This is a genomic window from Vibrio fluvialis, from assembly GCF_900460245.1.
Taxonomy (GTDB): Bacteria; Pseudomonadota; Gammaproteobacteria; order Enterobacterales; family Vibrionaceae; genus Vibrio; species Vibrio fluvialis.
This window is the reverse complement of record NZ_UHIP01000002.1, coordinates 1,595,965-1,622,075: the sequence shown is the minus strand read 5'-3', so window position 1 is coordinate 1,622,075 and position 26,111 is coordinate 1,595,965. Positions and strand designations below refer to the sequence as shown.

Genomic DNA, 26,111 nt, shown 5'->3' with positions numbered 1-26,111 from the left:
CATTCGAGTCTGGGATTCTGTATCTCACACTCACTTGGGTATATATTCCAGCGTGAATATTGGAAGGTAAAACAATGGACATCACAAACCTGATTGAGCTGGATACGATATGCCTGGATTTGAAAGCTCAAACCAAAGACGAAGCGCTCGTAGAACTGACCACAATGTTAGATTCTGCGGGCAAGCTCAACAGCCCAAGTCAGTTCTTAGCGGATATCTGGAAGCGAGAAGAGATAGGTAACACCGGATTCGATGACGGCATTGCCATTCCACACGCTAAAAGCGATGCAGTGTCGAAACCTGCGGTTGCCGTTGGGATAAGCCGCCGCGGCATTGACTATGGTGCAGAGGATGGCGAACTGTCTGATGTCTTTTTCATGCTGGCGTCACCCGATGGGGATGACAATCAACATATTGAAGTTCTTGCACAAATTTCTACAAAAATCATCGAAGATGGCTTTGTTGAAAGGCTCAAAGCGGCACAATCGCGAGAAGACGCGCTTGAGATGCTGACCGATATTCAAACTCAATCCAATCCATTTCCTTCGGCATCAGCAGAGTTCGCGTCGTTGCCTCTCAGCCCTTGGGCGAGAAAGCTCGGGCGCATTAAAGAGCATCTGCTGTTTGGCACTTCTCATATGATCCCGTTTATTGTTGCGGGTGGAGTACTGTTGTCGTTATCGGTGATGCTCTCTGGTCATGGCGGTGTTCCGGAAAAAGGCATTCTTGCCGACATCGCTCAAATGGGGATAGCGGGCCTCACGTTGTTTACAACTGTCCTTGGCGGATATATCGCATATTCGATTGCGGATAAACCAGGGCTTGCCCCGGGCATGATCGGCTCATGGATCGCGGTCAGTCATTACAATACCGGTTTCCTCGGGGCGATTGTAGTCGGCTTCTTTGCCGGATTTGTGGTGTGGCTTTTAAAGAAAATTCATTTGCCAGATAGTATGAGTTCATTGGGTTCGATATTTATTTATCCGCTGATTGGCACGTTTATCACCTGCGGCGCAGTGATGTGGCTAATTGGTACTCCCATTGCCAGTGCGATGACAACCATGAACGAAGTACTGACGGGGATGGCGGGGTCCGGAAAAGTGCTGCTCGGTACGGTGCTCGGTGCAATGACAGCTTTTGATATGGGTGGACCGATCAATAAAGTGGCGACTTTGTTTGCTCAAACTCAGGTGAATACGCAACCATGGCTAATGGGCGGTGTTGGCATCGCGATATGCACGCCTCCTTTGGGGATGGCGCTGGCGACGTTCTTGGCACCAGGTAAATTTAAACGGGATGAACGTGAAGCAGGTAAAGCTGCTGGCATTATGGGGATGATTGGTATTAGTGAAGGCGCTATCCCCTTTGCGACTAGTGATCCCGCTCGCGTGCTGCCCGCTATCGTGGCAGGGGGCATTGTTGGTAATGTGATTGGTTTTATGTTTCATGTCATGAACCATGCTCCGTGGGGGGGCTGGATTGTCCTCCCCGTGGTCGATGGAAAAATTGGCTATATCGTCGGGACAATTGTAGGTTCGGTGACTACGGCGTTGATTGCCATTGCGCTCAAAAAAACCGTCACTGAAGACGATCTCTATGCTCGCCATTCTCAAGGTTATGGTTCTGTTGTGGGTGAGGGGGAAGCAGACATTTTGGCCGTGACCTCTTGTCCTTCTGGTGTGGCACATACGTTTCTGGCCGCTAAATCGCTAGAGAAAGCGGCGTGTGCTCTTGGTATAAAAATCAAGGTAGAAACACAAGGCGCAAACGGCGTTATCAATCGAATTACAAGCAAAGACATCGACAACGCACGGTTTGTTATTTTTGCTCATGATGTGGCGATTAAAGAACCGGAACGCTTCAGGAAGATCAAAGTGCTGGATGTCAGTACCAAAGATGCGATGTTTAATGCGACCGCGCTACTGAAAGCGAGAAGAGTTTCTTGATTAGAAGTACAGCCGGAGTTTAGTTTGGCCAATCTAATAATAGTTAAATCGGTAGATTGGCCAATAAAAGATGATGTGTTTCGGTCTTTCTCGATGCTTTGATCTCTCTGAAGCCTATAGGAGAGAAGCTTTCTACGCCTTATTCTCCGGACTTCTATTCGCACCAATCCAGTCTTTTATCTCTACGGCATAGGTGGCGTGCGCTTTCACATACATTTGTTTTGAAAGCATTAAAATGGATTGTTCAGCCAAGACTTTCTGCATCTGGTTTTGAGCTTTTCTCATGACCGCGTGAATTCCGCACATCCCTTCGCATGCCCATTGAGGAACATCATCCGTGAAGATGTTCATCCGTTGGCGAATTTCTTTACAGTCGAAAATAGACTTTTCACCATCAATCGCAATCGCGATATCAAGCACACTGATCTCCGCTGGCGACTTGGCGAGCTTATAACCGCCTTTGCGACCTTCAGAACTCTCGACTAACCCCGCTTTTGAGAACTTAGTAAAGATTTTGCCCAAATAATCATACGGGACGCCTTGTAAGTTCGCCGCTTCGCGAACGGACATTTCTCTTGGTTCGCCGTCTTCATCAACCATATTCACCAAACAGTGAATCCCATACTCAACGCCTGAGCTGTAAAAAGCCATGAGTTAACCTCTGATTCTAATGACTTGGCAGTGTAAATCACTCTCTTGCGACAAGCATAAAGAAATCGAGCAAAAAAATAAACTGCGACTAATATTGTCGCAGTTTATTTTTTCTTGTATGCTGCGCCGAAATGATGAGTCAGAAGTGAACGAGGAATCTCACATGAGTAAAGAAATAGTGATTATTGGTGCCGGTTTTGCGGGCATGTGGGCAGCGCTCAGTGCTGCGCGTTTGGCAAAGTTGAAGCAAGCGGAAGACGTCGGTGTGACGGTCATCGCACCTGTTGCAGAGCTGCGTGTTCGCCCGCGCTTTTATGAATCAAAAGTACAGACACTGGTTTCTCCGTTGATGCCGGTGTTTGAGACGATGGGCGTGAAATTCGTTGTTGGGCAGGTCACCAACATTGAATCGGACACTCAACAAGTGGTTTATGTTGATGAAAATCAGCGCCCGATTACCAAGCACTACGACAGGCTTGTGTTAGCGGCTGGGTCAAATCTACGCCGAGATATGGTGAGAGGCATTGCAGAATATGCGTTTGACCTTGACCAAATCGACAGCGCCGCGGTTTTGGAACAGCACATCAACGGCCTGGCAAACCAGCCGTCTTCTCAGGCTCGCAATACCGTTGTGGTTTGTGGCGGGGGATTCACCGGGATTGAAATCGCGACGGAACTGCCTGCCAGACTGAAAGCTCTGCTGGGGGAGAGTGAGCCAGTTCGAGTCATCATCGTGGAACGCAATGGCCAGATTGGTACCAATTACAGTCAAGAGTTACAAGATGTCATCAAGCAAGCGACAGACGATCTGGAGATTGAATGGATGCTGAATGCACAGATTGAAGAAATCACCGCACACGGCTTACGACTCTGTTCTGGCGAAGAGATTCAATCCAAGACCGTCATCTGGACCGCTGGCGTCAAAGCGAATGATTTAACGAACGTGTTCGAGAAACAGCAAGGCCCGCAGGGCAGGCTGCATGTTGAGTCATCGTTGAAAGTGATCGATCAGCCGAACATCTTCGCAACTGGTGATGTGGCTTATGCTGCAACGGATGACAAAGGCAATCATGCATTGATGAGCTGTCAACATGCGATATTAATGGGTAAATTCGCCGGGCATAATGTTGCCGCGAGCTTACTCGATTGTGATTACTTGCCTTACAAACAAGAAAACTATGTGACTTGTTTGGACCTCGGTTCATGGGGCGCGGTGTTTACTGAAGGCTGGGAACAGAAAGTCAAATCCGTCAAAGAAGACGCAAAAAAAATCAAAATCGCCATCACCAATGAACTCATTTATCCGCCAAAAGCAGAACTGGACTTGATCATGGAACAGGCCGATCCGCTTGCCCCTTGGGTATAAGTCACGTTATTACACGGTAAATCACACAGACAAAACGCCGTGTACGCGTTTTGTCTGGTTTATATTCGATAAACTGAGATAGATGGGGAAGGCTAAAGCGCCGCTTTGAGTCTGAATATCAGCGCGGTGCATTCCTCTTCTGTTTTGATGTTGGTGAAGCCGAGGATCAAGCCGGGATGAATTGGCGTCGAAGACCACTGCGACAGCGCCTGAGAATAGAGCCCATCACGCAACAGTGTTTTGGCTATCTCGACGTCATCGCAGCTGGAATCGTTGAATCTCAATATCATGTGCATGCCGCCGGGTTGAGGCTCAATGAAAACTTTATCCCCCAGATATTGAGCAAATAATCTGGCCGTGAACTCTCTACGCTTACGATACAACTTGCGCATCCGTTGGATATGACGACTGAAGTGCCCTTCTTGCATGAAGTTGGCAATGCAGAGTTGGGTCAAACCAGCGACATTGCCAGCATACAAATCGGAGAGTTGTTCAAAGCGGTCCACCAAGTTTTGCGGAACTACAATATAGGCCGTTCGGAGGTTAGGGAATAACACTTTACTGAATGTCCCCGAGTAAATGACCCGGTCTTGGCTATCTAAACTCTTTAATGCGGGCAGCGGCAGGCCGGTGTGGCGGTATTCGCCGTCGTAGTCGTCTTCAATGATCCAGCTGTCTTGGGTGATTGCCCAATCCAATAACATCTGGCGTCGTTGCAGTGACAGCGAGACGCACGTTGGGCTTTGGTGTGCTGGCGTGATAACGAGAGCTTTGATGCCACGATCTTGAGGAATGGTGACGCCGCTGTCATCGATGGGCACAAACGCGGGCGTCAGGCGCTCATTTTCCAATATCAACTTGGTGAGCGGATAACCCGGGTTTTCAACCCCTACTTTGTCATCGACAGAAAGCAAGGCCTTCGTGATCCACTTTAATGAGTTCACATAGCCGGACGTAATAAAAACCTGCGTCGGTTGACATTGCACACCGCGATACACGTTCAAATATTGGGCAATCGCGAGTCTCAGTTCTGGCAAACCATACACAGAAGGATACGTCAGATTCTCTATCGCGGTATGACGCGCATTTCTTGCGGCCATGCGCGCCCAGCTCTTAAAAGGGAAAGCATCCAGAGCAGGAATGCCAAGCTGAAAAGGGAGGATATCCGTTGTTTGCAAGTCGGCAGAAAAGCCGGGCTGACGCACTGTCACTTCGCTTAAAGAAGGCCTCGGTTGTTCGATAACGCTTTGGCTGACTCGTGTTCCCGCTTGCCCGTTGGCTTCGATAAAACCTTCGGATTTCAGAAGGGCGTAGCCTTCTTCCACGCTGCCACGGGATAGTCCCATCTCTTTGGCGAGAGCACGTGCCGATGGGATTCGCTCTCCGGGTTTGAGTACGCCTTCTAAAATCGCGCTGTGAATCCGCTTGTAAACCAGTTTATAGGCAAACAGTTTGTTCTGGCCTTTTTGCATGTCCAATTATGGTCCATAAAAATCTTAAACTTATGGCTCTTATTGTAAGCCATATTAGCTTGTAACATCACTACCAATACGGCATGACTATCGAAGTTTTGGAGACAATATGAAAATACTATTGATTAACAGTAGCCCGAGGCAACAAACATCTTCGACGTATGCCCTCGCACAAGCATTGCTTCAGCGTGTGTCGACACTGACGCCTGTAAGCGTGACGGAAGAAAACGTGACGCGACTGGCGCAGGTGGATAGCGAATATTCGATCTCCGTGGCGAGCATTGAACAGCAGCACGATGAGTCGACGGGCAGCCTGGCTGTGTCGAATCGATTGATTGACGATTTAATCGAAGCTGACTTGGTGATCGTGGCGTCTCCGATGCATAACTTCTCGCTGCCTTCCGGGTTAAAAAGCTGGGTGGATCATGTAGTGCGCGCTCAAAAGACGTTCGCCATTACGCCAACCGGGAAACTGGGATTATTAGACGATAAACCGGTATATGTGCTTATTTCTTCCGGTGGGAGATTTTCAGGAAATAATGCATATCAACCTGATTTTTTCACACCGTATATGAAAGAAGTACTCAGCACGATTGGCATCAAAAGTGTCAGTTTCTTTGCAATTGAAAGTACCGTTTCTTCTCATGAGGTTATCGAAAATAATATTGAATTCATTCGTCAAAAACTATTATCGCATCTAGAAGAACACGTCATCAAAATCCAATTATTATAAATTTTCCTACTTAAATCTTTAAAGTTACTTCAAATAGGATGCTCACTATGAAGCCTATGTACAAAAAATATTTAAACCTCTTTGTTACGGTGGTATTAAGCCTCGTGTCTTTCTATCAGCAAGCTCGCGCGGAAGAGATTGATTACGCCGCTGACGGTCAGCGTCGAGCTCAGTCGGCGGGCGAACTTTTGGTCGGTAAACCGGCGCCTGATATGAAAATTACCACCATTGACGGCAGTACGATCGACTTGAGCGAGGTGTATGGCAAGAAACCGGTCTATATCAAATTCTGGGCGACATGGTGCATCCCTTGCCGTGAGCAAATGCCCGGGTTTGAAGCCATATACAAGCAATATCGCGATCAAATCGAAGTGATATCGGTCAATACAGGCATTAATGACAACCTGCAGTCGGTGAAACCGTTTTTGAAAAAAATGGGGCTGACGATGCCGACGGTGATTGATGACGGAACTCTCGCTCGAGCCTTAAAACTGAGAGTGACACCGCAACATGTGTTGATTGATAAACAAGGCCGATTTTCTTACTTTGGTCATGTCGATGACGAAAATTTTCACAACCAACTTGAGCGTGTCATTCACCAACCCACCGTTGACAAGGTGACCATAGCTAACTCGTCAGCACCGGATGCGCATACGTATCAAGTTGGCGACACGCTAAAAAATTTAGCGTTCACCACGATTAATGACAACAGCATCGAGTTGAAGTTTGGCGAGGACAATAGCGCCAAAGTCGGGTTGGTCTTTTTTGGCCCTTGGTGCGAATGGTATTTGGAAGAGACAGCACCGGAATCGTCAAAGGCGTGTACACAGGTCCGCGAACTGCTAGAGGAGAAATCCAAATCAAAAAATATGAAGTGGGTTTCAATATCCACCAATGTTTGGTCCTCTGTGGCTGAACTGCACGAATATAAAAAGAGCTATGGAACCAGTTTGCCGATTGTATTTGACGGTGATGGAAAATTATTTGAAGCATTTGGCGTGAACCAAATTCCAACCATTATTTTAATGGATAAAAGTGGACGTATTGAATCGAAAGTCTCAGTGCAAGATAGTGAATTTGAAAATGTTTTAACTTCATTGTGAAATTCTAAAATATAAAGTGTCCCCCAATGGCTGTTATTTTTACTTCACATGAATAATAACAGCCATTCGTTGAATTATTAGAGATGAAAAACATGAAGTACATTGTTCTTTTCGTCCGTATCATCACGTTTACCGCTTGTATAATGGCTTCATTTCAAGCGTTGAGTAACCCTAATGATGGTCCGAACTATTTACTGTCTGCTTCCATTATTACGGCGTCTGAACATCCGTCCGCTGGTCAAACACAAACATTAGCGTTAAAAATGACACCGCAAGCAGGCTGGCATGGGTATTGGGAAAACCCGGGTGACGCTGGTTTTGCCAATCATTTCCAATGGTCTTTACCGAAAGGCGTGACCGTTGGCGAATTGGCCTACCCGGCGCCAAGCCAACTGCTCACCAGTGGTTTAATGAATTACATCTACCACGGTGAATACGTGTTGTTGGCGCCGCTGACGATCAGCAACGACTATAAATACGGCGACTCGGTCGATTTAGCTCTTGAGCTCAATTATTTGGTATGTAACCCAGAAAGTTGTCTACCGGAAAGTCAGTCATTAAGAGTGGCATTGACGGTTGGTGATGGCGCGGCAGAGAGTGCCTTGCAAAATCGATTGAATCAATGGCAAGCACGAATCCCTAAACCCATGCACGAAACCGGGCAGTTTTACACCAGCAACGAGACGTTGACACTGCGTTTGCCATTATCTAGTTCTTTTTTTATGAACAACGTCGATATGAAGAATGTGCACGTGTATCCCGTCATCAACGATTTGATGTCTAACAGCGCCGCTCAACAATTCACATTAAACGATGATCGCCTGACGATGAGCACGGTGAAAGGCGACGCGGACGGCGATCTGTTTGAAGGTGTTCTCGTGCTCAATAGTGGCACATCGTTGCGGTTCAAGGCCGAACGCATCGATGCGCCAAGTGCGTTGTCCGTTCAGCAAGATTCATGGATGGACAATGACATCGCGCTCTCGATGATTGCATTTCTGGGTGCCGTGGCTGGTGGCCTATTGCTCAACATCATGCCGTGCGTATTTCCAATTTTGAGTCTGAAAATTCTCAGTATCGCGCATCAGGGTTCTGAAAAAGAAGCCAGAGCTGGTGCACTCGCCTATACGTTCGGCGCGGTCTTGGTGTGCGTGATGCTGGGCGGCGTCATTCTGGCGCTCAGATCGCTGGGTCATCAAGTCGGATGGGCGTTTCAACTGCAAAGCCCGGTAGTCATTACGGCGTTGATTCTGTTGATGAATGCGATCGGCTTTAACTTGGCAGGGTTGTATGAGATTGGAACGCTTACTTCTGGGTCGCGCTTGCAAGACTCCAAAGGACCCAAAGGCGATTTTTGGACCGGTGTCCTTGCGGCATTTGTCGCGACGCCTTGTACGGGGCCATTTATGGCCACCGCACTAGGTGCTGCCTTGATGTTGCCGCTGGTCAGTGCGTTGATGATTTTTGCCGGATTAGGTTTTGGCTTGGCGTTGCCATTTTTGTTGGTGAGCTTTATGCCAAGGTTGCGAACAGTGCTGCCAAAACCGGGGGCGTGGATGGTCACCGCAAGACGCATTCTTGCACTGCCTATGTTTGTCACGGTGCTGGGACTGTTATGGATATTGATGCGCCAGACCAGCAGCGATTTCACCCTGTTGGTCATTGCGGCGACTATGCTGTCTACCTTTGGCTTGTGGCTAACTGGTTTATGGCAGGTGTCACAACGCAAAATACGCTGGTGGCCAGCCATTGTGTTGAGCTTGATTCCGCTGTTGGTGATGGCCTCGTGGGATTCAGAATCGCTGGTACAGCCATCTCATCTCGAATCCAATGTTCTACCGTTTGAGCAAGCCGAGCTGGATGCGATAAAAGCGGATCACGATGTGTTTTTATACTTCACGGCAGATTGGTGTTTGACGTGCAAAGTGAATGAAAAAACCTCGATAGCGCGAGACAGCGTGCAAGCAGCCTTGAAGCAACAGGGTGTGGTCACTATGGTCGGCGACTGGACCAATGGCGACAGTGCCATCACTCAGTTCCTTACACAGCACAAGCGTTCGGGTGTGCCACTTTATCTTTGGTATCGAAAAGGGGTAGATACACCAGAGGTGCTGCCTCAGATCCTCACCCCCACGATTCTCCTGAATCAGTTGTCCGCACAGTAATGAAATTCAAGCCGTATAAATATATCTATATGGCTTGAGTTTGAATATTAGATGTTTTTATTATGTCGCACAATAAAGTCACTCTTAATCAAAATTATTTCTTTGATATTGAATCAAAGGTGTTAACTAATTTAGTGGGGGACGTTATTAGTCTCGGAGAGAATGAAAAAAGAGTACTGAGTGCTTTTGTTAGCAATGAAAATACAGTGATATCAAAAAAACAATTAATAGAGAGTGTTTGGAATGCCCGAGGTGTTCAGGTGGATGAGGCCAGTGTAACACAAGCAATATCGTCTCTCAGACGCAGTCTAAGTGACTCAATTAAAACGCCAAAGTTCATCAAGACTGAACCTAGAGTAGGTTATAAATTCATAGGAAAAGTTGAACCTGTCGTAAACTTGGAAGACCAGATGATAAGGCAACCTCTGAGCAAAAGACAAGAAACCAAAGAAATAAAATCAAACATAACAGGACATGAGAATATTTACTCTCGTAGAGAGAATGATGTATATGACTCAACACTGCTTTGCTATTCGATATTAGTTTTAATTGTCGTTGTTTTAACGTCATTGATTGTATTTAATTACAATGACTCTCAATGGGTATTGTTATACCTGTAGAATAAAATCGTTTCTTAATGTCATAGAGTGTGTTTGATATTGAAAAACATCCATTCAGTAACAAAAATCAGAAATGAAAAAAGCCGCTGATTGCTCAGCGGCTTTTTCTAATGTGGCGGAGAGATAGGGATTTGAACCCTAGGTACGCTATTAACGTACGCCGGTTTTCAAGACCGGTGCTTTCAACCACTCAGCCATCTCTCCGTAGTGCGACGAACTATACTCGTCAATGATAGTGATGTAAATACGTCATGATGCTAACTGCGCAATATACAACCATTTTTTGCAAATTTAGCTAATCGATGACGTCATGCTCGTTCGATGATTTTGGATATAAAAAAGGCCGACAGGAATTGTCGGCCTCAGTTTCACTAGTTTTTGATTAGCGTAGGATCATTTGTGCGCGTTCTGGGCCCACAGAGATCATTTTCACCGGCACACCCATCAGTTCTTCAACACGTTGAACGTAATGTTGAGCGGCTAGAGGCAGGCTTTCAAACGTGCGGCAGCCTGTGATGTCTTCGTTCCAGCCTTCCATCTGTTCGTAAACCGGTGCCAGAGCAGAAGTTTGTGGCCAAATTGGGTTTTCACTGTGTTCACCTGCGTAGCTGACGCAGATTTTCAGATCTTGCATGCCGCTCAGACAGTCTAGTTTAGTCAGCGCAACTTCAGTTGCTGCTTGCAGTTCAACACCGTTGCGGGTCGCTACAGCATCAAAGTAGCCCATATCGCGTGGACGACCTGTTACTGCACCGTATTCGTTTGCCGCTTCACGGAAGCTGTCTTGCTCTTCCATCGCCGTGATCAGCGTACCGGTACCCACTGATGAACTGAATGATTTTGCTACCGCAATCACGCGCTCTGGACGCAGTGCTGGCAAGCCACTACCCAAACCAGCATAGGCAGCCGTTACGTTGGAAGAAGTTGTCCATGGGTATTCGCCGTAAACTAAGTCACGACCCGCACCCAGCTGCGCTTCAAACAGCAGGTTTTCGTCCTTCGCTTGCAGCGCTTTGAGCGGTTGACTCACGTTACAAATCGCGTCGCGCCATGGCGCAGAAACTTCCAACAGCCATTCGGTCATTTCTTCTGCGGTTTGAGAAAATTCAAATGACGGGTAAAGCGCTTTCAATTGAGGCAATTTCCAGTCCAGCATGAATTGGATACGCTCACGCAATACTTCTGGTTGCTTCAGCCAACCGACCAGAATACCTTTCTTCATGACGCGGTCGCCGTATGCTGGCGCGATACCCTGACGTGTTGAACCGTAAGCGCCATCACCGAGGCGTTCTTCTTCCAGTGTATCTTCCAGTGCATGCAATGGCAGACATAGCGTCGCACGATCTGAAATGCATAGGTTAACGTCAACACCTGCCGCTTTTACTTCCGCAATCTCCTGAGAAAGTGGAGCAGGGCTGATAACCATACCTGGGCCGAGAACGGCAAGACAACCTGGGTTAAACACGCCGCTTGGCAGTTGATGCAGTTTGAATGTACCAAAGTCATTTACAACGGTGTGGCCGGCGTTATTACCGCCTTGAAAACGAATGCTCGCTGCGGCGCTATCTGCCAAATAGTCCACAATACGGCCTTTACCTTCATCACCCCAGTTTGCACCCACAACAACGATAGACGACATGTTTTAATCTCCTCAAAAGTTACCAATCTATCCTAGGGGGCGGACTGAAATAAGAAAAATTAATAATCATTATTGGCTTGATAAGAAATTCATATCGGGATAATTTTAACGACTAAATGTAAGCGCTTATCGTACTGAAGGTCGCGCCTTCACCGTCCTTTCTATCGTTCAGGAGCTGATATGCTTGATCTCCACTGGCTCAACACATTTGTGACGTTGGCTCGTCTTGAGCACTTTGGGAAAGCCGCCAGCGAGTTGCACATGACCCAGCCAAACGTCAGTTTGCACATCAAACAGCTTGAACAGAGCACACGGGTAAAGCTCATTGAACGTAATCCCTTTCGTCTGACTCAGGCGGGTGAACGTTTGTTGCAGAGCGCGCAAAATACGTTGATGGAGCTACAAAGTTGCCAAGCCGATCTCAATGCGATTAACGACCTTTGCCAAGGCACACTCACCATTGCTGCCAGTGACATTATTTCCCGCTGGTTACTGATTGGACCGTTCCAATCGTTTAAGTCGGAATTTCCCGGAATAGATCTGACGCTGCTGAATACGACGTCGTCGCAGGCTGCGGATCTGGTCAAGAGTGCCAAAGCAGATCTTGGCTTTGTGATGGCGCAAAAAGAGAGTCAACCACTGCATTTTACTGAGCTTAAGCAGGTGAAGTGGTGCGCGTTGGGAAATGGCTTGGAAGCGTGGCAGAACGGGGAGGTGGTCGATAATCTTGAAGCGCCAACCTTAATTTTGCTGGGACACGATACCCGCACGCGAGATTTAATGGATCCGGCATTGCCGGATTTAAAATTGCCTAAATATCGCATTATGGAAGTCGGCAGTGTCGATGCACAGATTGACTGGGCAGAAGCCGGATTCGGTATCGCGATTGTTCCGGATTTCGCATTGCATCCCAAGCTCAATCTTCAATCCACCATCACACCCTTACCGACTTTTCCTTCGGCCAGTTTAGGCTATATTGTGCGTCAGAATCAGGTACTGTCGAAAGCAATCAAAAAGCTGCTGCATTGGGTGGACGAAGAAATTATCCGCTCGCCTCATGTCAATTGAGAACGTTTGCCGTATTTGGTGGTCGAATGCATATTGCTTTAAAAATCAACAAATTTGCTTATTGGACGCGTCATTGTCTACAGTTAACGACAAGCCCGAATAGAAAATTCAGTACAAAGTTTGCCTAAAATACTCGTGTATTTACTCTAATTTTTGAAATGCTAATAAAATAATGTTTTATTGATAACCTTTTGAAAATAAACAAAAAATAAAGGTTGAGTATACGCATGTACGCCCGAAAGTGTTTGCAGGTTACTGTGAAGTACTTCAAAATTAGGACGTTAGCATTTCTTCTTAGTTAAGAATGAGGTTTTGATGAAAGTCGCGGATCTATTTAAACATCGTGCAGAAAATCTTGTTAAGCACGCTGAATTTAAGCAGTGGGTGTCTCCTGCTATGCGCGAATACTGGGACGAATTCTTAGGCAAAGCCAACAATCGTCAGCTGTTCTCTTGGGTAAAAGAGTTTCATCAGTCAGCGAATGAAGATGTACAGATGCCGGAGCCTATCGTGCTTAAGCCCGAAGCTCAGGCTGTGTATGACGAACTGATGCCAAACATTGGTGAAGTTATCCATACGGGTGACTGGATTCTGGTGGATCAGGATCGCATTAACCAATTTGGTGCTGTCACGGGAGATATGCAATGGATTCATACTAACCCTGAAAGGGCAGAAGCTGAGTCGCCTTTTAAAACAACGATCGCTCATGGTTTTCTGACGTTAGCTCTGCTGCCAAAACTGACAGACAGTGTGGATGCGGATAACTCACTTTTCCCGACCGCGAAGTTGGTCGTGAATATTGGTCTGAATTCGGTACGTTTTCCTTATCCGGTGAAATCGGGCAGTCGGGTTCGCGCAGTGAGTACGTTGTCTAAAGTGACGCCAATCAAGAAAGGCCTGGAAATCGAGCGTGAAATCAAGGTTGAGATTGAAGGCGTTCGCCGCCCCGGTTGCGTGGTGGTCTCGGTGATTCAACTGCACTTTTAAGCGTATTAAAAATGAAAAAGGAGAGCTGAGGCTCTCCTTTTTTGTGGGCGTTATTTATATTCGCCGACCGGAATGTATCCGTACTCGACAATCAGCGCTTTGGCTCTCTCTGAGCGCAGGAAATCGAGAAACGCTTTTGCTTCTTTGCTGTCCTTGTCGGTGTAGTGCAGGATAAGGAAAGGACGTGACAACGCGTATTTGTGGTCGGCAATGGTTTTAGACGTTGCATCGATGCCTTCAAACTTAATCGCCTTAACCGACTTATCTACTGAGCCTGTTGAGATGAAACCAATCGCCTGCGAGTTGTGGTTAACCAGAGTTTTCACCATGCTGTTGCTGTTGACCACCAGGTTATTCGGGTTAATGTCCGACACCAAACGATCGTTGATGATTTTGGTTAGCCCGAGCAGACTTTCAAAACTGTAACGGGTACCCGAAGAGGCTTCGCGTGTTACTACTGCGATTTTCTGATCGTTACCGCCGACTTGTTTCCAGTTATTAATTTTGCCTTTATAAATGTCATACAGCTGTTCACGCGACAGATCGCTGACAGGATTCGCGCGGTTTACCACGACCGCCAAACCATCGTAAGCAAGTAAAAAGGTATTGAGAGAATCCTCTTCTTCGCTTTCGGTCAGATAACGAGAACTCATGGCAATGTGCGCCACGCCTTTTTTCAGCAGAGTGATCCCCGCGGTAGAACCGACACCCTGAACCGCGATGTAACTATCCGGGTGTGTTGCATTGTATTCTTCTGCGAGCACATCCATGATGCGGGCAACCGACGTGGAACCAGAGACATTAATCTCGCTCGCTTGCGCAAAAGAGGTCAAAAGAGAAAGTGAGCAAAGAGCAGCAAGCGCGACCCGTAGCATAAGTGAACTCCAAAAATAGGTAATAGAACAGGGCATTATGTTATGTCGCTTAGATGACACTTTTGTGAATCATCGGCCTGTTCACATGGGATTGTGTGAAATGTCTCCGGTTTAAGGGGGATGGGTTATACTCAAAACACATTGAGATCATAGAAAATTCAGTTCTTTCAGGAGATACTGAGTCGGTCGGCGGGTTGAGTAAGGCGTTGAGGGAGTCATGGCGGTTATTAGTTTACTGCAGCGTCAGATAGAACGAAGAGCGGAGCTGGTTTGTCACAATCGAAATCAGAGTTTACCCGCGGAATTGGGCAAATCCGGATTTGAATCCATTGAAAATGGGGTGCAGTTTATTCAGAGCCACTTCAAGTTGGACTCGGCCCATTGTGATTACACCAGCCCGGTGGCCAAAGTGATCTGGGAAGAAGAGTCCCGGCTGTGGGCGCTGTATGTACCCTCTGGTCTGGGTGAATCTCCGGAATGGATGCCATACCCTTATTTATCCAAAAGTGGTGATTTGACCGCGTTGATTCGGGAAGTAGAAAAAGATCCTAAATCTTATTTCTGGTCCTGATGGACAAAACGGGAACAATAAAAAAGGCATTCATTTGAATGCCTTTTTTGAGCGTGGGTAATTAAGCCTCGGTTGGCTCCTCGGTGGCTTCTGGAGCGGCTGGCGCATCTGCAAAAACCTGAGTTGGCTTAGCCACTACGCTGCGGTTTTCTTGATTTACTTCAGTCAGAACCACTTCCAGCGTATCGCCCAGTTTGTACACGACTTCTTTATCGATGGATACTGTACCTTCTTCGCCGTTACACTCGATACGCTCTTTATTATCAACAATCAGCGCACCAGGGATGAAAGCCATTGCGCCGTTTTCTAGTAAGCGAACACGCATGCCAGGACGGTTGATATCGAAGATTTCAGCGGTGAAGCGAGTCTCTTTTGCTGGTTCTTCTGCCAGAGTGCGGGCATACAACCAGTCAGCCACGTTGCGTTCTGCAATCTTATGGTGTTTGCGGTGCAGAGCCAGTTCTTCGCCAACTGTTTCATCCGGCTTTTGCACAGATTCTTTACCTAGAATATGTGCTTTCAGCATGCGATGGTTGATCATGTCGCCGTACTTACGAATCGGTGATGTCCAGGTCGCATAAACGTCCAGGCCCATCGCAAAATGAGGCAGTGGTTGGTTACCAATTTCACTGTAGCTCTGGCTCTTACGGATACGGTTATCCAGATAAGAAGTCTCTTGGGTAGACAGCCAGCGACGCAAAGCGGCAAAACCTTCAACCGTGTTTACGCTCTCTTCGCTGCATTGTGCACCGTGCGAGTTCATCAGCTCAACGATATCCGCGACTTTCTCCGGCTTAAAGCCAGCGTGTGTGTTGAACACACCAGTACCAAATGCGGCCTGTAGTGTTTTACCTGCACAGATATTCGCGGTAATCATCGATTCTTCAACCAGACGGTTTGCCGTGCGACGAGAATCGGCGTGAATGGCGACGACATCGTTGTCTTCACTCAGTTCGAAACGATAGTCAGGGCGATCAGGGAAAACAACCGCGTGTGTCTCACGCCAGTTTGCACGTGCCTGAGAAAACTCGTAAAGGTCACGGACAACCTGAGCAATCTCTTCACTTGGTTGCCAGGCGTCGCTTGAGCCTGTTTCGAGCCAGTCTGAAACGTGATCGTAGACCAGACGGGCATGCGACTTAATGTTGGCTGCAAAGAAGCGAATGTCATCACCAATCACACCATCTTTATCGACGGTTACCGTGCAGCACAGGGCAGGGCGCACTTCATTTTCGATCAATGAACACAATTCATCTGCCAGATCGCGTGGCAACATTGGAATGTTGCGGCCTGGTAGATAGATAGTGAAGCCACGTTCGCGCGCCACTTTATCCATATCATCTTCAGGTGTGATGTAGGCGGTCGGATCGGCGATAGCAATAGTCAGGGCGAAACTACCGTTTTCCAGTTTCTTCGCATACAGCGCATCGTCCATATCTTTGGTTGACTCACCATCAATGGTGACGAATGGAATAGTCGTCAGATCCGTACGCTCAAGATCGGCGTCGTCCTTAAGTTCCCAGTTTTCGATACCCGCAGGTTCGCAGTTTGGCAGATCGTTTTCGGCCAACGTCACCCACCAAGGTGCAATCTTGTCATCGGCGTCAGTGATTTTTTCTGAAATCTCGGCAAAGAAACCATTGTCGTCTTTCAGCGGATGTCGAGTCAGATGGGCGACAACCCAATCGCCCTCTTTAAAATCTTCAGGGTTCAGACCTTTCTTGGTCTTTGCCTTGAGCGGCATTTTTTTCAGTTGCGGGTGATCCGGAGCAACGTTCAGTTTGCCTTTGTGGAGTTTAACCCGGCCGATAAAGCGGTTCAGCGATTGTTCGATCAGTTCTTGCGGCTCAGCGAATTCGCGCTCTTTCTCCGTACGGATGATGGCCACCACTTTGTCGCCATGCATACATTTCTTCATGTATGGTGGCGGAATAAAGAAGCTGGTTTTACTGTCGACTTCGAGAAAACCAAAACCTTTGTCGGTCGCTTTAATTTGACCTTCTTTTTTTGGCAGGTTTTCTTGAATCTGTTGCTTTAATTGGGCAAGTAGCGGGTTATCTTGAAACATCTTTTTTATTTCTGACTCGGTTAATTGGGCACACTATAATCATTGACTATGATTATTACTACCGAAAACGTGATTTTCAGCGCTGGTTGAACCTAGTTTAATTGCTGAAATTATCAGCTAATTTCTTGGAATTAAGGCTGTTAGCACGTTACTGAGGCTGCATTTTATCACTACTGAGAAAAAATTGTGATGAATTTCAATTTTTTCTAGCTTTTTTTATGCGTTTAGGGAATAATCCGCCTCCCTTAGATGTCCCTAGTGGCTTGATGCTTTTTGATACTCGTCCGCATCTGAACGGATTCAGCAACTTTCTTGGATTAGTTGGAATGGTAAAGCACGTGGGACCTTGGTTATTCATTATTTTAGTGGGATCCCCATGCAAGAATCTGTCATTCAATTCAGTGACTTAGCACTAAACAGTGCAATCCTTTCTGCCCTTAACGAAATGGGCTTCGTTTCTCCAACTCCAATTCAGGCTGCTGCAATTCCTCTTCTTCTGGAAGGCCGCGACGCACTAGGTAAAGCACAAACAGGTACAGGCAAAACCGCAGCATTCTCGCTGCCACTACTGAACAAATTGGATTTGTCTCAGTACAAGCCACAAGCAATCGTAATGGCTCCAACCCGCGAACTGGCTATCCAGGTAGCGGCAGAAATTAAAAATCTGGGCCAGAACATCAAGGGTTTGAAAGTTCTAGAAATCTACGGTGGTGCTTCTATCGTAGATCAAATGCGCGCTCTTAAATCTGGCGCACATATCGTTGTCGGTACTCCAGGCCGCGTTAAAGACCTGATCAGCCGTGAACGTCTGCACCTGGACGAATGTCATACATTCGTTCTGGATGAAGCGGATGAAATGCTGAAAATGGGCTTCGTTGACGACGTAACTTGGATCATGGAACAAGCACCAGAAACAGCACAGCGTGTTCTGTTCTCTGCAACCATGCCTCCAATGGTAAAAGACATCGTTGATCGCTTCCTACGTGAACCTGCTCGTGTTGACGTTGCCGGTTCTAACCAAACTGTTGCTAAAGTAGAGCAGCAATTCTGGGTTGTAAAAGGCGTAGAGAAAGATGAAGCGATGGCTCGTCTTCTTGAAACTGAAGAAACTGACGCGTCTATCGTATTCGTACGTACTCGCCAAGACACTGAGCGTCTGGCTGATTGGCTATGTGCACGTGGCTTCAAAGCTGCGGCACTGCACGGTGACATTCCTCAGTCTCTGCGTGAGCGTACTGTTGATCACATCAAACAAGGCGTGATCGATATTCTGGTAGCAACTGACGTTGTTGCTCGTGGTCTTGATGTGCCACGTATCACTCACGTATTTAACTACGACATTCCGTTCGATGTGGAATCATACATCCACCGTATCGGCCGTACTGGTCGTGCTGGACGTAAAGGTAAAGCGATCCTGCTGGTTCGTACTAACCAAATCCGCATGCTACGTACTATCGAACGTGTTACTCGTTCTTCTATGGAAGAGATCCAACTTCCACACCGCGATAAAGTGGCTGAAGCACGTCTGAGCCAACTGGCTGTTGAGCTGGAAGCAGAGAAAGAGCACACTTCTCTGGAGAAATTCTCTGAGCTGGTTGAGAAACTGCAAGCTTCTCTGGAACTGGATGCAACGACTCTGGCTGCAATCCTGCTGAAACGTCAGCAAGGTAAACGTCCTCTGTTCTACGTTGGTGAAGACCCAATGCTAGAAGCAATGGAACGTGACAAAGCACGTCGCCGCGAGCGTCGTGAAGGTGGTGACCGTCGTGAAGGTCGTCGTGAGTTTGGTGGCCGTGGTGAGTTCGCTACAAACACTGACTGGGAAACATACCAGCTGCAAGTGGGCCGCGATCAAGGCGTTCAAGTAAAAGACATCGTTGGTGCACTGGCTAACGAACTGGGTCTGACTAAAGGCTCTATCGGTGCCATCAAACTGGCTCAAGGTCACACATTTGTTCAGCTGCCGAAAGAAATGTCTGCTGATGTAACGGGTAAACTGCGTAAGCTGCGTATTCGTCAGAAAGAAGTTGGCGCTGTTGTATGTGACTTCGATGACTTCCGTGAGTCTCGTGGTCGTCGCGAAGGCGGTAACAGCCGTCGTGAAGGTGGTTTCCGTGGTAACCGTGAAGGTGGCAGCCGCGAAGGTGCTCGTCGTGAAGGTGGCTTCCGTGGTAACCGCGAAGGCGGCAGCCGTGAAGGTGGTGAGCGTCGTTTCGATCGCAACCGTGGTGGCGATCACCGTGGTAACCATCGTGGTGAACGCGGTCACAGCCGTCGTCGCACTGAAGCGTAATAGTTCACGCTGCTATATATAAAGAGAGCCCGCGGATAATCTGCGGGCTTTTTCTTTTCCCTGAAATATTCTTACTTTACATTCGTTATGTGAGCTAGGTACAATTCGGTTTCCGTTGATAATCCGGTATTCGTGTTACCGAGTGATCATCGATGGCTCACTTAATCAAACTGAACATGTGTTGCTTAGTGTGCAACACCACTGTAAGGATATCTCATGCCTATTATTACTCTTCCTGACGGCAGTCAGCGTCAATTTGACAACCCGGTTTCTACTCTAGAAGTTGCACAATCTATCGGTCCTGGTCTGGCGAAAGCGACCATTGCAGGCCGTGTTGATGGTGTTCGTGTTGATGCGTGCGATTTGATCGAAAACGACGCAAGCCTTGAAATCATCACCACGAAAGATGAAGTCGATGGTCTGGAAATTGTTCGTCACTCTTGTGCCCACTTGCTTGGCCATGCGCTGAAGCAACTTTACCCACAAGCAAAAATGGCGATCGGTCCAACTATCGATAGCGGCTTCTACTACGATATCGATCTAGAAGAATCTCTGTCGCAAGACGACATCGAGAAGATCGAAGCTCGCATGAAAGAGCTGGCGAAAACCAAATATCAGGTTGTTAAAAAGAAAGTCAGCTGGCAGGAAGCGCGTGACACATTTGAAGCGCGTCAAGAACCATACAAGATGGAAATCTTGGACCAAAACGTTGCTCGCGATGATCGTCCTGGTCTTTATCACCATGAAGAATACATCGACATGTGTCGCGGTCCGCATGTGCCAAACATGGGCTTCTGCCAACACTTCAAACTGTTGAACGTGGCAGGTGCCTACTGGCGCGGCGACAGCAATAACAAAATGCTACAACGTATCTACGGTACTGCGTTCCACGATAAAAAAGCGCTGCAAGCTCACCTGACTCGTCTGGAAGAAGCGGCGAAACGTGACCACCGTAAGATCGGTAAGCAGCTTGACCTGTTCCATATGCAGCAAGAAGCACCAGGTATGGTGTTCTGGCATCACAATGGCTGGTCTATTTTCCGTGATCTGGAAGTCTTTATTCGTCACAAGCTGACAGAATACGGTTACCAGGAAGTAAAAGGTCCTTTGATGATGGACCGCGTTCTTTGGGAACGTTCAGGTCACTGGGACAAATACGCAGATGCGATGTTTACAACGTCATCTGAGAACCGTGATTACGCAATCAAGCCAATGAACTGTCCGGGTCACGTGCAGATCTTTAACCAAGGTCTGAAATCGTACCGTGATCTGCCACTGCGTATGGCAGAGTTTGGTTCATGTCACCGTAACGAGCCATCGGGTTCGCTGCACGGTATCATGCGCGTTCGTGGCTTTACTCAGGACGATGCTCATATCTTCTGTACTGAAGACCAAATTCAGGAAGAAGTGACATCGTGCATTAAGATGGTGTACGACACATACACCACTTTCGGTTTCGAAAACATTGCCGTGAAACTGTCTACTCGCCCAGAAAAACGCGTAGGTAGTGATGAGATTTGGGACAAATCAGAAGAAGCACTGAAATACTCTCTGGAAGCGATGGGTATCGCTTACGAAATTCAAGAGGGTGAGGGTGCATTCTACGGTCCTAAGATCGAATTCACGCTATACGACTGTCTGGACCGTGCGTGGCAGTGTGGTACTGTGCAGCTCGACTTCAACCTGCCTTCGCGTCTAGGCGCAACATACGTAGGTGAGAACAACGAGCGTTTGGTACCTGTAATGATTCACCGCGCGATTTTAGGCTCATTAGAGCGTTTTATCGGTATTCTTATCGAAGAATACGCAGGTTTCTTCCCAACTTGGTTGGCGCCAGAGCAAGCAGTTGTCGTAAATATTACAGACAAACAAGCTGATTACGCTCAGGAAGTGGCTCAAAAGCTACAAAAATGTGGTATTCGAGCAAAAGCGGACTTGAGAAATGAGAAGATAGGCTTTAAAATCCGCGAACACACTTTAAAGCGTGTCCCGTACATGTTGGTTTGTGGCGACCAAGAAATGGAAGCCGGAGAAATTGCAGTACGTACACGTAAAGGTAAAGATCTTGGTAAGTTTAAACTGGATGACTTTATTTCACATATCCAGACCGAGATTGCTGCCCGTAAGTTAAATCTGGAGGAATAAACTATTAAAGGCGGAAGACGTGGCCAAGTACCGGCCAAACAAAACCAGCACCGTTTAAACGGTGAAATTCGTGGCGTTCGTGAAGTTCGTTTAACAGGCGCTGACGGTGAGTCTGTTGGTATCGTTTCGATCCAAGAAGCACTAGCAGCAGCCGAAGAAGCTGGTATGGATCTTGTAGAGATCAGCCCTAACGCCGAGCCACCAGTCTGTCGTGTAATGGACTATGGCAAATTCCTCTTCGAAAAGAGCAAAGCTGCTAAAGAGCAGAAGAAGAAGCAAAAACAGATCCAGATTAAGGAAGTTAAATTCCGTCCTGGGACTGATATTGGAGACTATCAGGTAAAACTACGCAACCTGACCGGTTTCCTTGAAGAAGGCAACAAAGTGAAAGTAACAATTCGCTTCCGTGGCCGAGAGATGGCTCACCAAGACATCGGTGTTGACGTTCTGAATCGTTTGAAAGAAGACACTGCAGAATTTGCTGTTGTGGAATCTTTCCCAACGAAGATTGAAGGTCGTCAGATGATCATGGTTCTAGCCCCTAAGAAGAAGTAATTAACGGCTTGCAAGTAATAAACCTGGCCGAGTTGCTTAAGGTAACGAGGTTGGGTTTTATTCGCCCTAATTACGTTGTTTATTAAACTACTACAATGCGGAGTTATTCATCATGCCTAAGATGAAAAACAACAAAGGTGCTGCTAAGCGTTTCAAGAAAACTGCTGGTGGTTTTAAGTTCAAACACGCTACCAAACGTCACATCCTGACTAAGCGTACAACTAAGAACAAACGTCAACTACGTCCAAACTCAATTCTTCCTAAATGTGAAGTTGCGGGTATCGTTCGTTGTCTGCCATACGCTTAATTTGTTTTTAGTTTTTAATTCGTTTAGTTTAGGAGAAGCATAATGCCTCGCGTAAAACGTGGTGTACAAGCTCGTGCACGTCATAAGAAAGTTCTGAAACAAGCTAAAGGTTACTACGGTGCACGTTCACGTGTTTACCGCGTAGCTTTCCAAGCAGTTACTAAAGCTGGTCAATACGCTTACCGTGACCGTCGCGCTAAGAAACGTCAATTCCGTCAACTGTGGATTGCACGTATCAACGCGGCTTCTCGTCAAAATGGTCTATCTTACAGCCGTTTCATCAACGGTCTTAAGAAAGCATCAATCGAGATCGACCGTAAGATCCTGGCTGATATCGCAGTATTCGACAAAGCAGCGTTTGCTGTTCTTGTAGAAAAAGCGAAAGCTGCTCTGTAATTAGCAGAACCGGTTTAAGAGAAGGAGAGCATTTGCTCTCCTTTTTTCTTTTCTGGAATTCTTCGTCTCTTAGTTCAAATACCTTCTAGAGCTCTCGGTCCCTCACTTTCATACGAAGTTACTTGTCAGCGAACTCGCGCAGATGTGTTCGGCCATTTAACGATTTCGTCGTTAGTATTCCTGTTCTGGAGGTGGTTTTTTTGACAAAGGAGGCAGAGGATTTGGCAGGGAAAAATACGGCCCCGAAGGAGCCGTAGAGAGATTTAGATTTTGGAAACTTTGCGTGATGCGGACTCAGAACGACTCGCCCAACGCATGCCAACAGAGATGAGCACAAGGGTAGCGAGGTAAAAAGTGAGCTGAATCGCAGTTGGCCGAGCTTGATAGCCAACCAAAATATGCAATAGCTGACCAGCGATTGAACGTTCAGACAAGATAGAACTGGAGTTCCATAATGGTGCCTGAGCGGTCAGAATGCCCGCTTGCATCAGATAACCAGCCGCTGACGCCGCGAGGCCTGCAGCTAAGAACAGAATCATCCAGCCCGTCACTTTGAACAGCAGATGAGTCGGAATGCGTAATAGGCCGAAGTAGAGCAGAGCACCTGCAATGATGCCCGAAACGACGCCAAAGATTCCGCCTGTCAGCAGCGATATACCCGAATCACCGCCCGCCGCGACACCATACAGGAACAGAACCACTTCCGAACCTTCGCGCAGTACCGCAAGGCCAGTGGCGACAGATAGGAAGTAAAGTGGCAATGAGCCTTCGTTCACTTTGGAGCTGACCTGCTTTAAGTGAGCGACTAGTTCGCGGGCATGCTTTGACATCCAGATGTTGTGCCATGCAAGCATCAATACTGCCGTCAACAAGATACCAGCATTAAGCAGTTCTTGCCCCATACCTTCAAAAGTTGACGCAATGGCACCTGCGGAGAAGGCGACGGCTAAAGCGCCAAAGAGACCAGCGGTGGCACCTCCGAAAATCCAGCGAGTTCGGCCAGGTAAGCCTTTAGTGGCGGCCATCAGAATCGTGACAATAAGCGCGGCTTCCAGCACCTCTCGAAAGACAATAATTGCGGAACTCAGCATGAGTATTCCTCACTTACTTAACGATCAAAGCACCTTTAGCGGTGTCTTCATGGAATTCACCGATAAACTCAAATTCGCCCGGGCCGAAAGGACCAACCAAAATGGTTGCTTCACCGTGGCCTGCGATCACTTTTTCAGCATGGAAATCTTCACCTTCAAATTCTTCAGCCGTGTCATCAAGGTTTTTCACAATCAGTTTTACCTGTTGATGTGCCGGAATCTCGAGTTGTGCTGGGTGGAATTGGTGATCCTTAATTTCAATCTCGAAAGTAGGAGTGTCAGCCAGTGCCGGCAGGCTCGCGCTCAGAAGGAGTGGCAGCAGAAGGAATTTTTTCATCTATGAATATCTCAGTTAAACCAAATAAGAATGGTTATTATATTTATTGTTAGTAAATGTAACAAACTATTTAATTTAATGAGTGGACCGACAAGTCGGGTTCTGACCCAACCGATACCGAAAAGATGACTCAATAATGCTATCCAATGCATAACAAGAGCCGTTAGTATGGCTTGGTCGTCAACTTCTTCTTCATGGAAATCAGTATCACGTCAGGGAGGCATCCGTATGGGCAAGCAATTTTCTTCATTATCGGATCAACATATCGAGTTTATCGCACAGCAGAAGATCTACTTTGTGGGAACGGCGGCAGAGAGTGGGCGGGTCAATATCTCTCCTAAAGGCAGTGATTCACTAAGAGTGATCAGTCCAACGCAAATTGCTTGGTTGAATTTGACCGGGAGTGGAAACGAGTCTGCGGCACACGTGCTTAGAAATACGCGAATGACGGTGATGTTCTGTGCTTTCGATGGTGCTCCTTTGATTCTGCGTGCCTACGGTGAAGCTAAAGTACTGCACACCAAGGATAGTGAATGGTCTCAGTATGTCGGGCTCTTTCCGGCCAGTGTCGCATCGCGCCAAATCTTTCTTTTGGATATTGATATGGTGCAGTCATCGTGCGGAATGTCAGTACCTTATTTCAATTATGAGGGCGACCGCGATGAGTTGGCTAAATGGTCAGATCGCCAAGGCGTGGAAGGTATTGAACAATACTGGCTGAAGAAAAACCAAAACAGTATTGATGGTTTTGATACGGAGATCGCGCATCGCGCGGACATTAAACTAACTTCTTGATTGTCGTTTAATTTATAGAAAACTCGTTATGCAGGAGAATAACTGTAGCTGATCGCTTGTTTCAAAGTTCACTCTTTCCAATCCTGATGTCGTCTATGTTAGCGTATGTCTACATCGACAATGTGTATGAATCCATAGCTCTCAACGTGGAGTGAACAGTCTGAATGCGTCGTTTTATGTGTCACGGAAAAGGAGCCTTGATGGTCACCGTACAATTTTTGCAAAAAGAAACCACACTCACCTATATTGATGTTCATGCTGCGACATATCGTGAAGAGCTGGTACAACTTACCGAGCAAGGATTCGTTGTCAGCGGTAAACCAGTGACGGCAGAAACGATCAAAGAGTGCTTGGCTGAGTATAAAAACAGAGATGAGGTAACAGTTCAAGAGTATGCAATACTGTCAGTAGTCTGCGCGCTTTTCAGTGTTGCTTAACGTCAATCGTTCAATCTAATGCCCAATGAATGGTTCGTTGCCTTTACAGGCAAATGATTAAGGCTCGCCAGCCTTGAACAAAGGAATAGGGTGGAATGCTTCGAATCTGTTAGACTGCCCGCTTGCGCCGCTGGTATTCAGCGGCGAATTACTTCGATATTGGAATAGAATTGATGAGCCAACCACAACCTAATAATCCGTTGCATGGATTAACCCTTGAGAAAATCCTGACTCGTTTAGTTGAATACTATGGTTGGAATGGTTTGTATCGCGAAGTCCGAGTGAACTGTTTTGAGAATGATCCGTCGATCAAATCGTCACTCAAGTTTTTAAGAAAGACACAGTGGGCAAGAGATAAGGTTGAAGCGCTGTATATCAATACGTTTACCTGATAATCCTTTCTTTGGCCTGCAATATTGAGCAGGCCAAGCCCCTTCAAATCTCTCACTATCACCGTTTTCTATGGCGCTTCACGGGCATCGTGGTACTAA

24 protein-coding genes and 1 tRNA gene are annotated in these 26,111 nt (G+C 47.1%); 17 read left to right on the top strand and 8 right to left on the bottom strand.

The genetic code is table 11. The annotated features are described in order from the left end of the window. Positions 1-74 precede the first annotated feature (74 nt). Positions 75-1,946, top strand: coding sequence for a fructose-specific PTS transporter subunit EIIC (locus tag DYA43_RS22580; protein ID WP_061055753.1), 1,872 nt, complete (start codon positions 75-77; stop codon positions 1,944-1,946). Positions 1,947-2,078: 132 nt separating this feature from the next. Here the strand turns inward: DYA43_RS22580 and DYA43_RS22575 are convergent, their stop codons facing one another. Then, positions 2,079-2,597, bottom strand: coding sequence for an RrF2 family transcriptional regulator (locus tag DYA43_RS22575; RefSeq protein WP_024374384.1), 519 nt, complete (start codon positions 2,595-2,597; stop codon positions 2,079-2,081). Positions 2,598-2,760: 163 nt separating this feature from the next. Between DYA43_RS22575 and DYA43_RS22570 the strand changes: the two genes are divergently transcribed. Next, entirely contained in the window at positions 2,761-3,963 is a 1,203-nt protein-coding gene (locus DYA43_RS22570; protein ID WP_061056087.1) for an NAD(P)/FAD-dependent oxidoreductase, read from the top strand. 92 nt (positions 3,964-4,055) lie between these two features. On the opposite strand, the gene pdxR is transcribed toward DYA43_RS22570, so the two are convergent. Further along, positions 4,056-5,435, bottom strand: a complete 1,380-nt coding sequence (gene pdxR, locus DYA43_RS22565) for a MocR-like pyridoxine biosynthesis transcription factor PdxR (protein ID WP_061055752.1) — start codon at positions 5,433-5,435, stop codon at positions 4,056-4,058. A gap of 109 nt (positions 5,436-5,544) precedes the next feature. Here pdxR and DYA43_RS22560 point away from each other — a divergent pair, with 109 nt between their 5' ends. From DYA43_RS22560 to DYA43_RS22545, 4 genes are all read left to right on the top strand, one after another. After that, complete coding sequence (locus DYA43_RS22560; RefSeq protein WP_024374381.1) at positions 5,545-6,168, top strand: FMN-dependent NADH-azoreductase; 624 nt, start codon at positions 5,545-5,547, stop codon at positions 6,166-6,168. Positions 6,169-6,215: 47 nt separating this feature from the next. Beyond that, positions 6,216-7,271 (top strand): redoxin domain-containing protein, encoded by a 1,056-nt coding sequence (locus tag DYA43_RS22555; RefSeq protein ID WP_061055751.1) that lies wholly within the window; start codon positions 6,216-6,218, stop codon positions 7,269-7,271. A 143-nt stretch (positions 7,272-7,414) separates the two neighbouring features. After that, positions 7,415-9,436 carry a protein-disulfide reductase DsbD family protein gene (locus DYA43_RS22550; protein WP_061056086.1) on the top strand — a complete coding sequence of 674 codons (2,022 nt, stop codon included), beginning with the start codon at positions 7,415-7,417 and terminating at the stop codon, positions 9,434-9,436. Between the two features lie 62 nt (positions 9,437-9,498). Next, a complete protein-coding gene (locus DYA43_RS22545; protein ID WP_061055750.1) occupies positions 9,499-10,056 on the top strand; it encodes a winged helix-turn-helix domain-containing protein in 558 nt (185 codons plus the stop codon). A 113-nt stretch (positions 10,057-10,169) separates the two neighbouring features. Here DYA43_RS22545 and DYA43_RS22540 read toward each other — a convergent pair. After that, a tRNA-Ser gene (locus tag DYA43_RS22540) sits at positions 10,170-10,260 on the bottom strand. 178 nt (positions 10,261-10,438) lie between these two features. Continuing rightward, complete coding sequence (locus DYA43_RS22535) at positions 10,439-11,695, bottom strand: adenylosuccinate synthetase (protein ID WP_024375570.1); 1,257 nt, start codon at positions 11,693-11,695, stop codon at positions 10,439-10,441. 180 nt (positions 11,696-11,875) lie between these two features. On the opposite strand from DYA43_RS22535, the gene DYA43_RS22530 reads away from it, so the two are divergent. Together DYA43_RS22530 and DYA43_RS22525 are read left to right on the top strand one after the other, a co-directional pair. After that, the gene (locus DYA43_RS22530; RefSeq protein ID WP_020328364.1) at positions 11,876-12,763 is read left to right on the top strand and encodes a LysR family transcriptional regulator; all 888 of its coding nucleotides are present in this window, start codon (positions 11,876-11,878) and stop codon (positions 12,761-12,763) included. A 315-nt stretch (positions 12,764-13,078) separates the two neighbouring features. After that, positions 13,079-13,750: a MaoC family dehydratase gene (locus DYA43_RS22525; protein ID WP_061055749.1), complete on the top strand. Its 672-nt coding sequence runs from the start codon at positions 13,079-13,081 to the stop codon at positions 13,748-13,750. 50 nt (positions 13,751-13,800) lie between these two features. On the opposite strand, the gene DYA43_RS22520 is transcribed toward DYA43_RS22525, so the two are convergent. Next, a complete protein-coding gene (locus tag DYA43_RS22520) occupies positions 13,801-14,625 on the bottom strand; it encodes a phosphate ABC transporter substrate-binding protein (RefSeq protein WP_020328366.1) in 825 nt (274 codons plus the stop codon). Positions 14,626-14,842: 217 nt separating this feature from the next. On the opposite strand from DYA43_RS22520, the gene DYA43_RS22515 reads away from it, so the two are divergent. Further along, a complete protein-coding gene (locus DYA43_RS22515) occupies positions 14,843-15,196 on the top strand; it encodes a DUF3024 domain-containing protein (protein ID WP_020328367.1) in 354 nt (117 codons plus the stop codon). A 61-nt stretch (positions 15,197-15,257) separates the two neighbouring features. Here DYA43_RS22515 and rnb read toward each other — a convergent pair whose 3' ends face one another. Continuing rightward, positions 15,258-17,264 carry an exoribonuclease II gene (gene rnb, locus DYA43_RS22510; RefSeq protein WP_061055748.1) on the bottom strand — a complete coding sequence of 669 codons (2,007 nt, stop codon included), beginning with the start codon at positions 17,262-17,264 and terminating at the stop codon, positions 15,258-15,260. Positions 17,265-17,640: 376 nt separating this feature from the next. On the opposite strand from rnb, the gene DYA43_RS22505 reads away from it, so the two are divergent. The 5 genes from DYA43_RS22505 to rplT all read left to right on the top strand — a co-directional run bounded on the left by DYA43_RS22505 (position 17,641) and on the right by rplT (position 22,960). Next, entirely contained in the window at positions 17,641-19,557 is a 1,917-nt protein-coding gene (locus DYA43_RS22505; RefSeq protein ID WP_061055747.1) for a DEAD/DEAH box helicase, read from the top strand. A 216-nt stretch (positions 19,558-19,773) separates the two neighbouring features. Next, complete coding sequence (gene thrS / locus DYA43_RS22500) at positions 19,774-21,702, top strand: threonine--tRNA ligase (RefSeq protein ID WP_024375595.1); 1,929 nt, start codon at positions 19,774-19,776, stop codon at positions 21,700-21,702. Between the two features lie 3 nt (positions 21,703-21,705). Next, a complete protein-coding gene (gene infC / locus DYA43_RS22495) occupies positions 21,706-22,257 on the top strand; it encodes a translation initiation factor IF-3 (protein WP_075989580.1) in 552 nt (183 codons plus the stop codon). 112 nt (positions 22,258-22,369) lie between these two features. Further along, positions 22,370-22,564: a 50S ribosomal protein L35 gene (gene rpmI, locus DYA43_RS22490; RefSeq protein WP_004727973.1), complete on the top strand. Its 195-nt coding sequence runs from the start codon at positions 22,370-22,372 to the stop codon at positions 22,562-22,564. Between the two features lie 42 nt (positions 22,565-22,606). Next, a complete protein-coding gene (gene rplT / locus DYA43_RS22485; protein WP_004727974.1) occupies positions 22,607-22,960 on the top strand; it encodes a 50S ribosomal protein L20 in 354 nt (117 codons plus the stop codon). Between the two features lie 263 nt (positions 22,961-23,223). Here rplT and DYA43_RS22480 read toward each other — a convergent pair whose 3' ends face one another. Both DYA43_RS22480 and DYA43_RS22475 read right to left on the bottom strand, forming a co-directional pair. After that, entirely contained in the window at positions 23,224-24,051 is an 828-nt protein-coding gene (locus tag DYA43_RS22480; RefSeq protein WP_061055746.1) for an FTR1 family iron permease, read from the bottom strand. Between the two features lie 13 nt (positions 24,052-24,064). Further along, positions 24,065-24,388 carry a cupredoxin domain-containing protein gene (locus tag DYA43_RS22475; protein WP_020328377.1) on the bottom strand — a complete coding sequence of 108 codons (324 nt, stop codon included), beginning with the start codon at positions 24,386-24,388 and terminating at the stop codon, positions 24,065-24,067. 228 nt (positions 24,389-24,616) lie between these two features. On the opposite strand from DYA43_RS22475, the gene DYA43_RS22470 reads away from it, so the two are divergent. The 3 genes from DYA43_RS22470 to DYA43_RS22460 all read left to right on the top strand — a co-directional run bounded on the left by DYA43_RS22470 (position 24,617) and on the right by DYA43_RS22460 (position 26,012). Further along, positions 24,617-25,183: a pyridoxamine 5'-phosphate oxidase family protein gene (locus DYA43_RS22470; protein ID WP_061055745.1), complete on the top strand. Its 567-nt coding sequence runs from the start codon at positions 24,617-24,619 to the stop codon at positions 25,181-25,183. Between the two features lie 200 nt (positions 25,184-25,383). Continuing rightward, positions 25,384-25,620 carry a hypothetical protein gene (locus DYA43_RS22465; protein WP_061055744.1) on the top strand — a complete coding sequence of 79 codons (237 nt, stop codon included), beginning with the start codon at positions 25,384-25,386 and terminating at the stop codon, positions 25,618-25,620. Between the two features lie 173 nt (positions 25,621-25,793). Beyond that, the gene (locus DYA43_RS22460) at positions 25,794-26,012 is read left to right on the top strand and encodes a VF530 family protein (protein ID WP_081094705.1); all 219 of its coding nucleotides are present in this window, start codon (positions 25,794-25,796) and stop codon (positions 26,010-26,012) included. The last annotated feature ends 99 nt before the right edge of the window (positions 26,013-26,111 follow it).

Coding starts and splice junctions, on each gene's coding strand:
- DYA43_RS22580 (WP_061055753.1), top strand. CDS start 75: ATGGACATCACAAACCTGATTGAGCTGGATACGATATGCCTGGATTTG.
- DYA43_RS22575 (WP_024374384.1), bottom strand. CDS start 2,597: ATGGCTTTTTACAGCTCAGGCGTTGAGTATGGGATTCACTGTTTGGTG.
- DYA43_RS22570 (WP_061056087.1), top strand. CDS start 2,761: ATGAGTAAAGAAATAGTGATTATTGGTGCCGGTTTTGCGGGCATGTGG.
- pdxR (WP_061055752.1), bottom strand. CDS start 5,435: ATGCAAAAAGGCCAGAACAAACTGTTTGCCTATAAACTGGTTTACAAG.
- DYA43_RS22560 (WP_024374381.1), top strand. CDS start 5,545: ATGAAAATACTATTGATTAACAGTAGCCCGAGGCAACAAACATCTTCG.
- DYA43_RS22555 (WP_061055751.1), top strand. CDS start 6,216: ATGAAGCCTATGTACAAAAAATATTTAAACCTCTTTGTTACGGTGGTA.
- DYA43_RS22550 (WP_061056086.1), top strand. CDS start 7,415: ATGGCTTCATTTCAAGCGTTGAGTAACCCTAATGATGGTCCGAACTAT.
- DYA43_RS22545 (WP_061055750.1), top strand. CDS start 9,499: ATGTCGCACAATAAAGTCACTCTTAATCAAAATTATTTCTTTGATATT.
- DYA43_RS22535 (WP_024375570.1), bottom strand. CDS start 11,695: ATGTCGTCTATCGTTGTTGTGGGTGCAAACTGGGGTGATGAAGGTAAA.
- DYA43_RS22530 (WP_020328364.1), top strand. CDS start 11,876: ATGCTTGATCTCCACTGGCTCAACACATTTGTGACGTTGGCTCGTCTT.
- DYA43_RS22525 (WP_061055749.1), top strand. CDS start 13,079: ATGAAAGTCGCGGATCTATTTAAACATCGTGCAGAAAATCTTGTTAAG.
- DYA43_RS22520 (WP_020328366.1), bottom strand. CDS start 14,625: ATGCTACGGGTCGCGCTTGCTGCTCTTTGCTCACTTTCTCTTTTGACC.
- DYA43_RS22515 (WP_020328367.1), top strand. CDS start 14,843: ATGGCGGTTATTAGTTTACTGCAGCGTCAGATAGAACGAAGAGCGGAG.
- rnb (WP_061055748.1), bottom strand. CDS start 17,264: ATGTTTCAAGATAACCCGCTACTTGCCCAATTAAAGCAACAGATTCAA.
- DYA43_RS22505 (WP_061055747.1), top strand. CDS start 17,641: ATGCAAGAATCTGTCATTCAATTCAGTGACTTAGCACTAAACAGTGCA.
- thrS (WP_024375595.1), top strand. CDS start 19,774: ATGCCTATTATTACTCTTCCTGACGGCAGTCAGCGTCAATTTGACAAC.
- rpmI (WP_004727973.1), top strand. CDS start 22,370: ATGCCTAAGATGAAAAACAACAAAGGTGCTGCTAAGCGTTTCAAGAAA.
- rplT (WP_004727974.1), top strand. CDS start 22,607: ATGCCTCGCGTAAAACGTGGTGTACAAGCTCGTGCACGTCATAAGAAA.
- DYA43_RS22480 (WP_061055746.1), bottom strand. CDS start 24,051: ATGCTGAGTTCCGCAATTATTGTCTTTCGAGAGGTGCTGGAAGCCGCG.
- DYA43_RS22475 (WP_020328377.1), bottom strand. CDS start 24,388: ATGAAAAAATTCCTTCTGCTGCCACTCCTTCTGAGCGCGAGCCTGCCG.
- DYA43_RS22470 (WP_061055745.1), top strand. CDS start 24,617: ATGGGCAAGCAATTTTCTTCATTATCGGATCAACATATCGAGTTTATC.
- DYA43_RS22465 (WP_061055744.1), top strand. CDS start 25,384: ATGGTCACCGTACAATTTTTGCAAAAAGAAACCACACTCACCTATATT.
- DYA43_RS22460 (WP_081094705.1), top strand. CDS start 25,794: ATGAGCCAACCACAACCTAATAATCCGTTGCATGGATTAACCCTTGAG.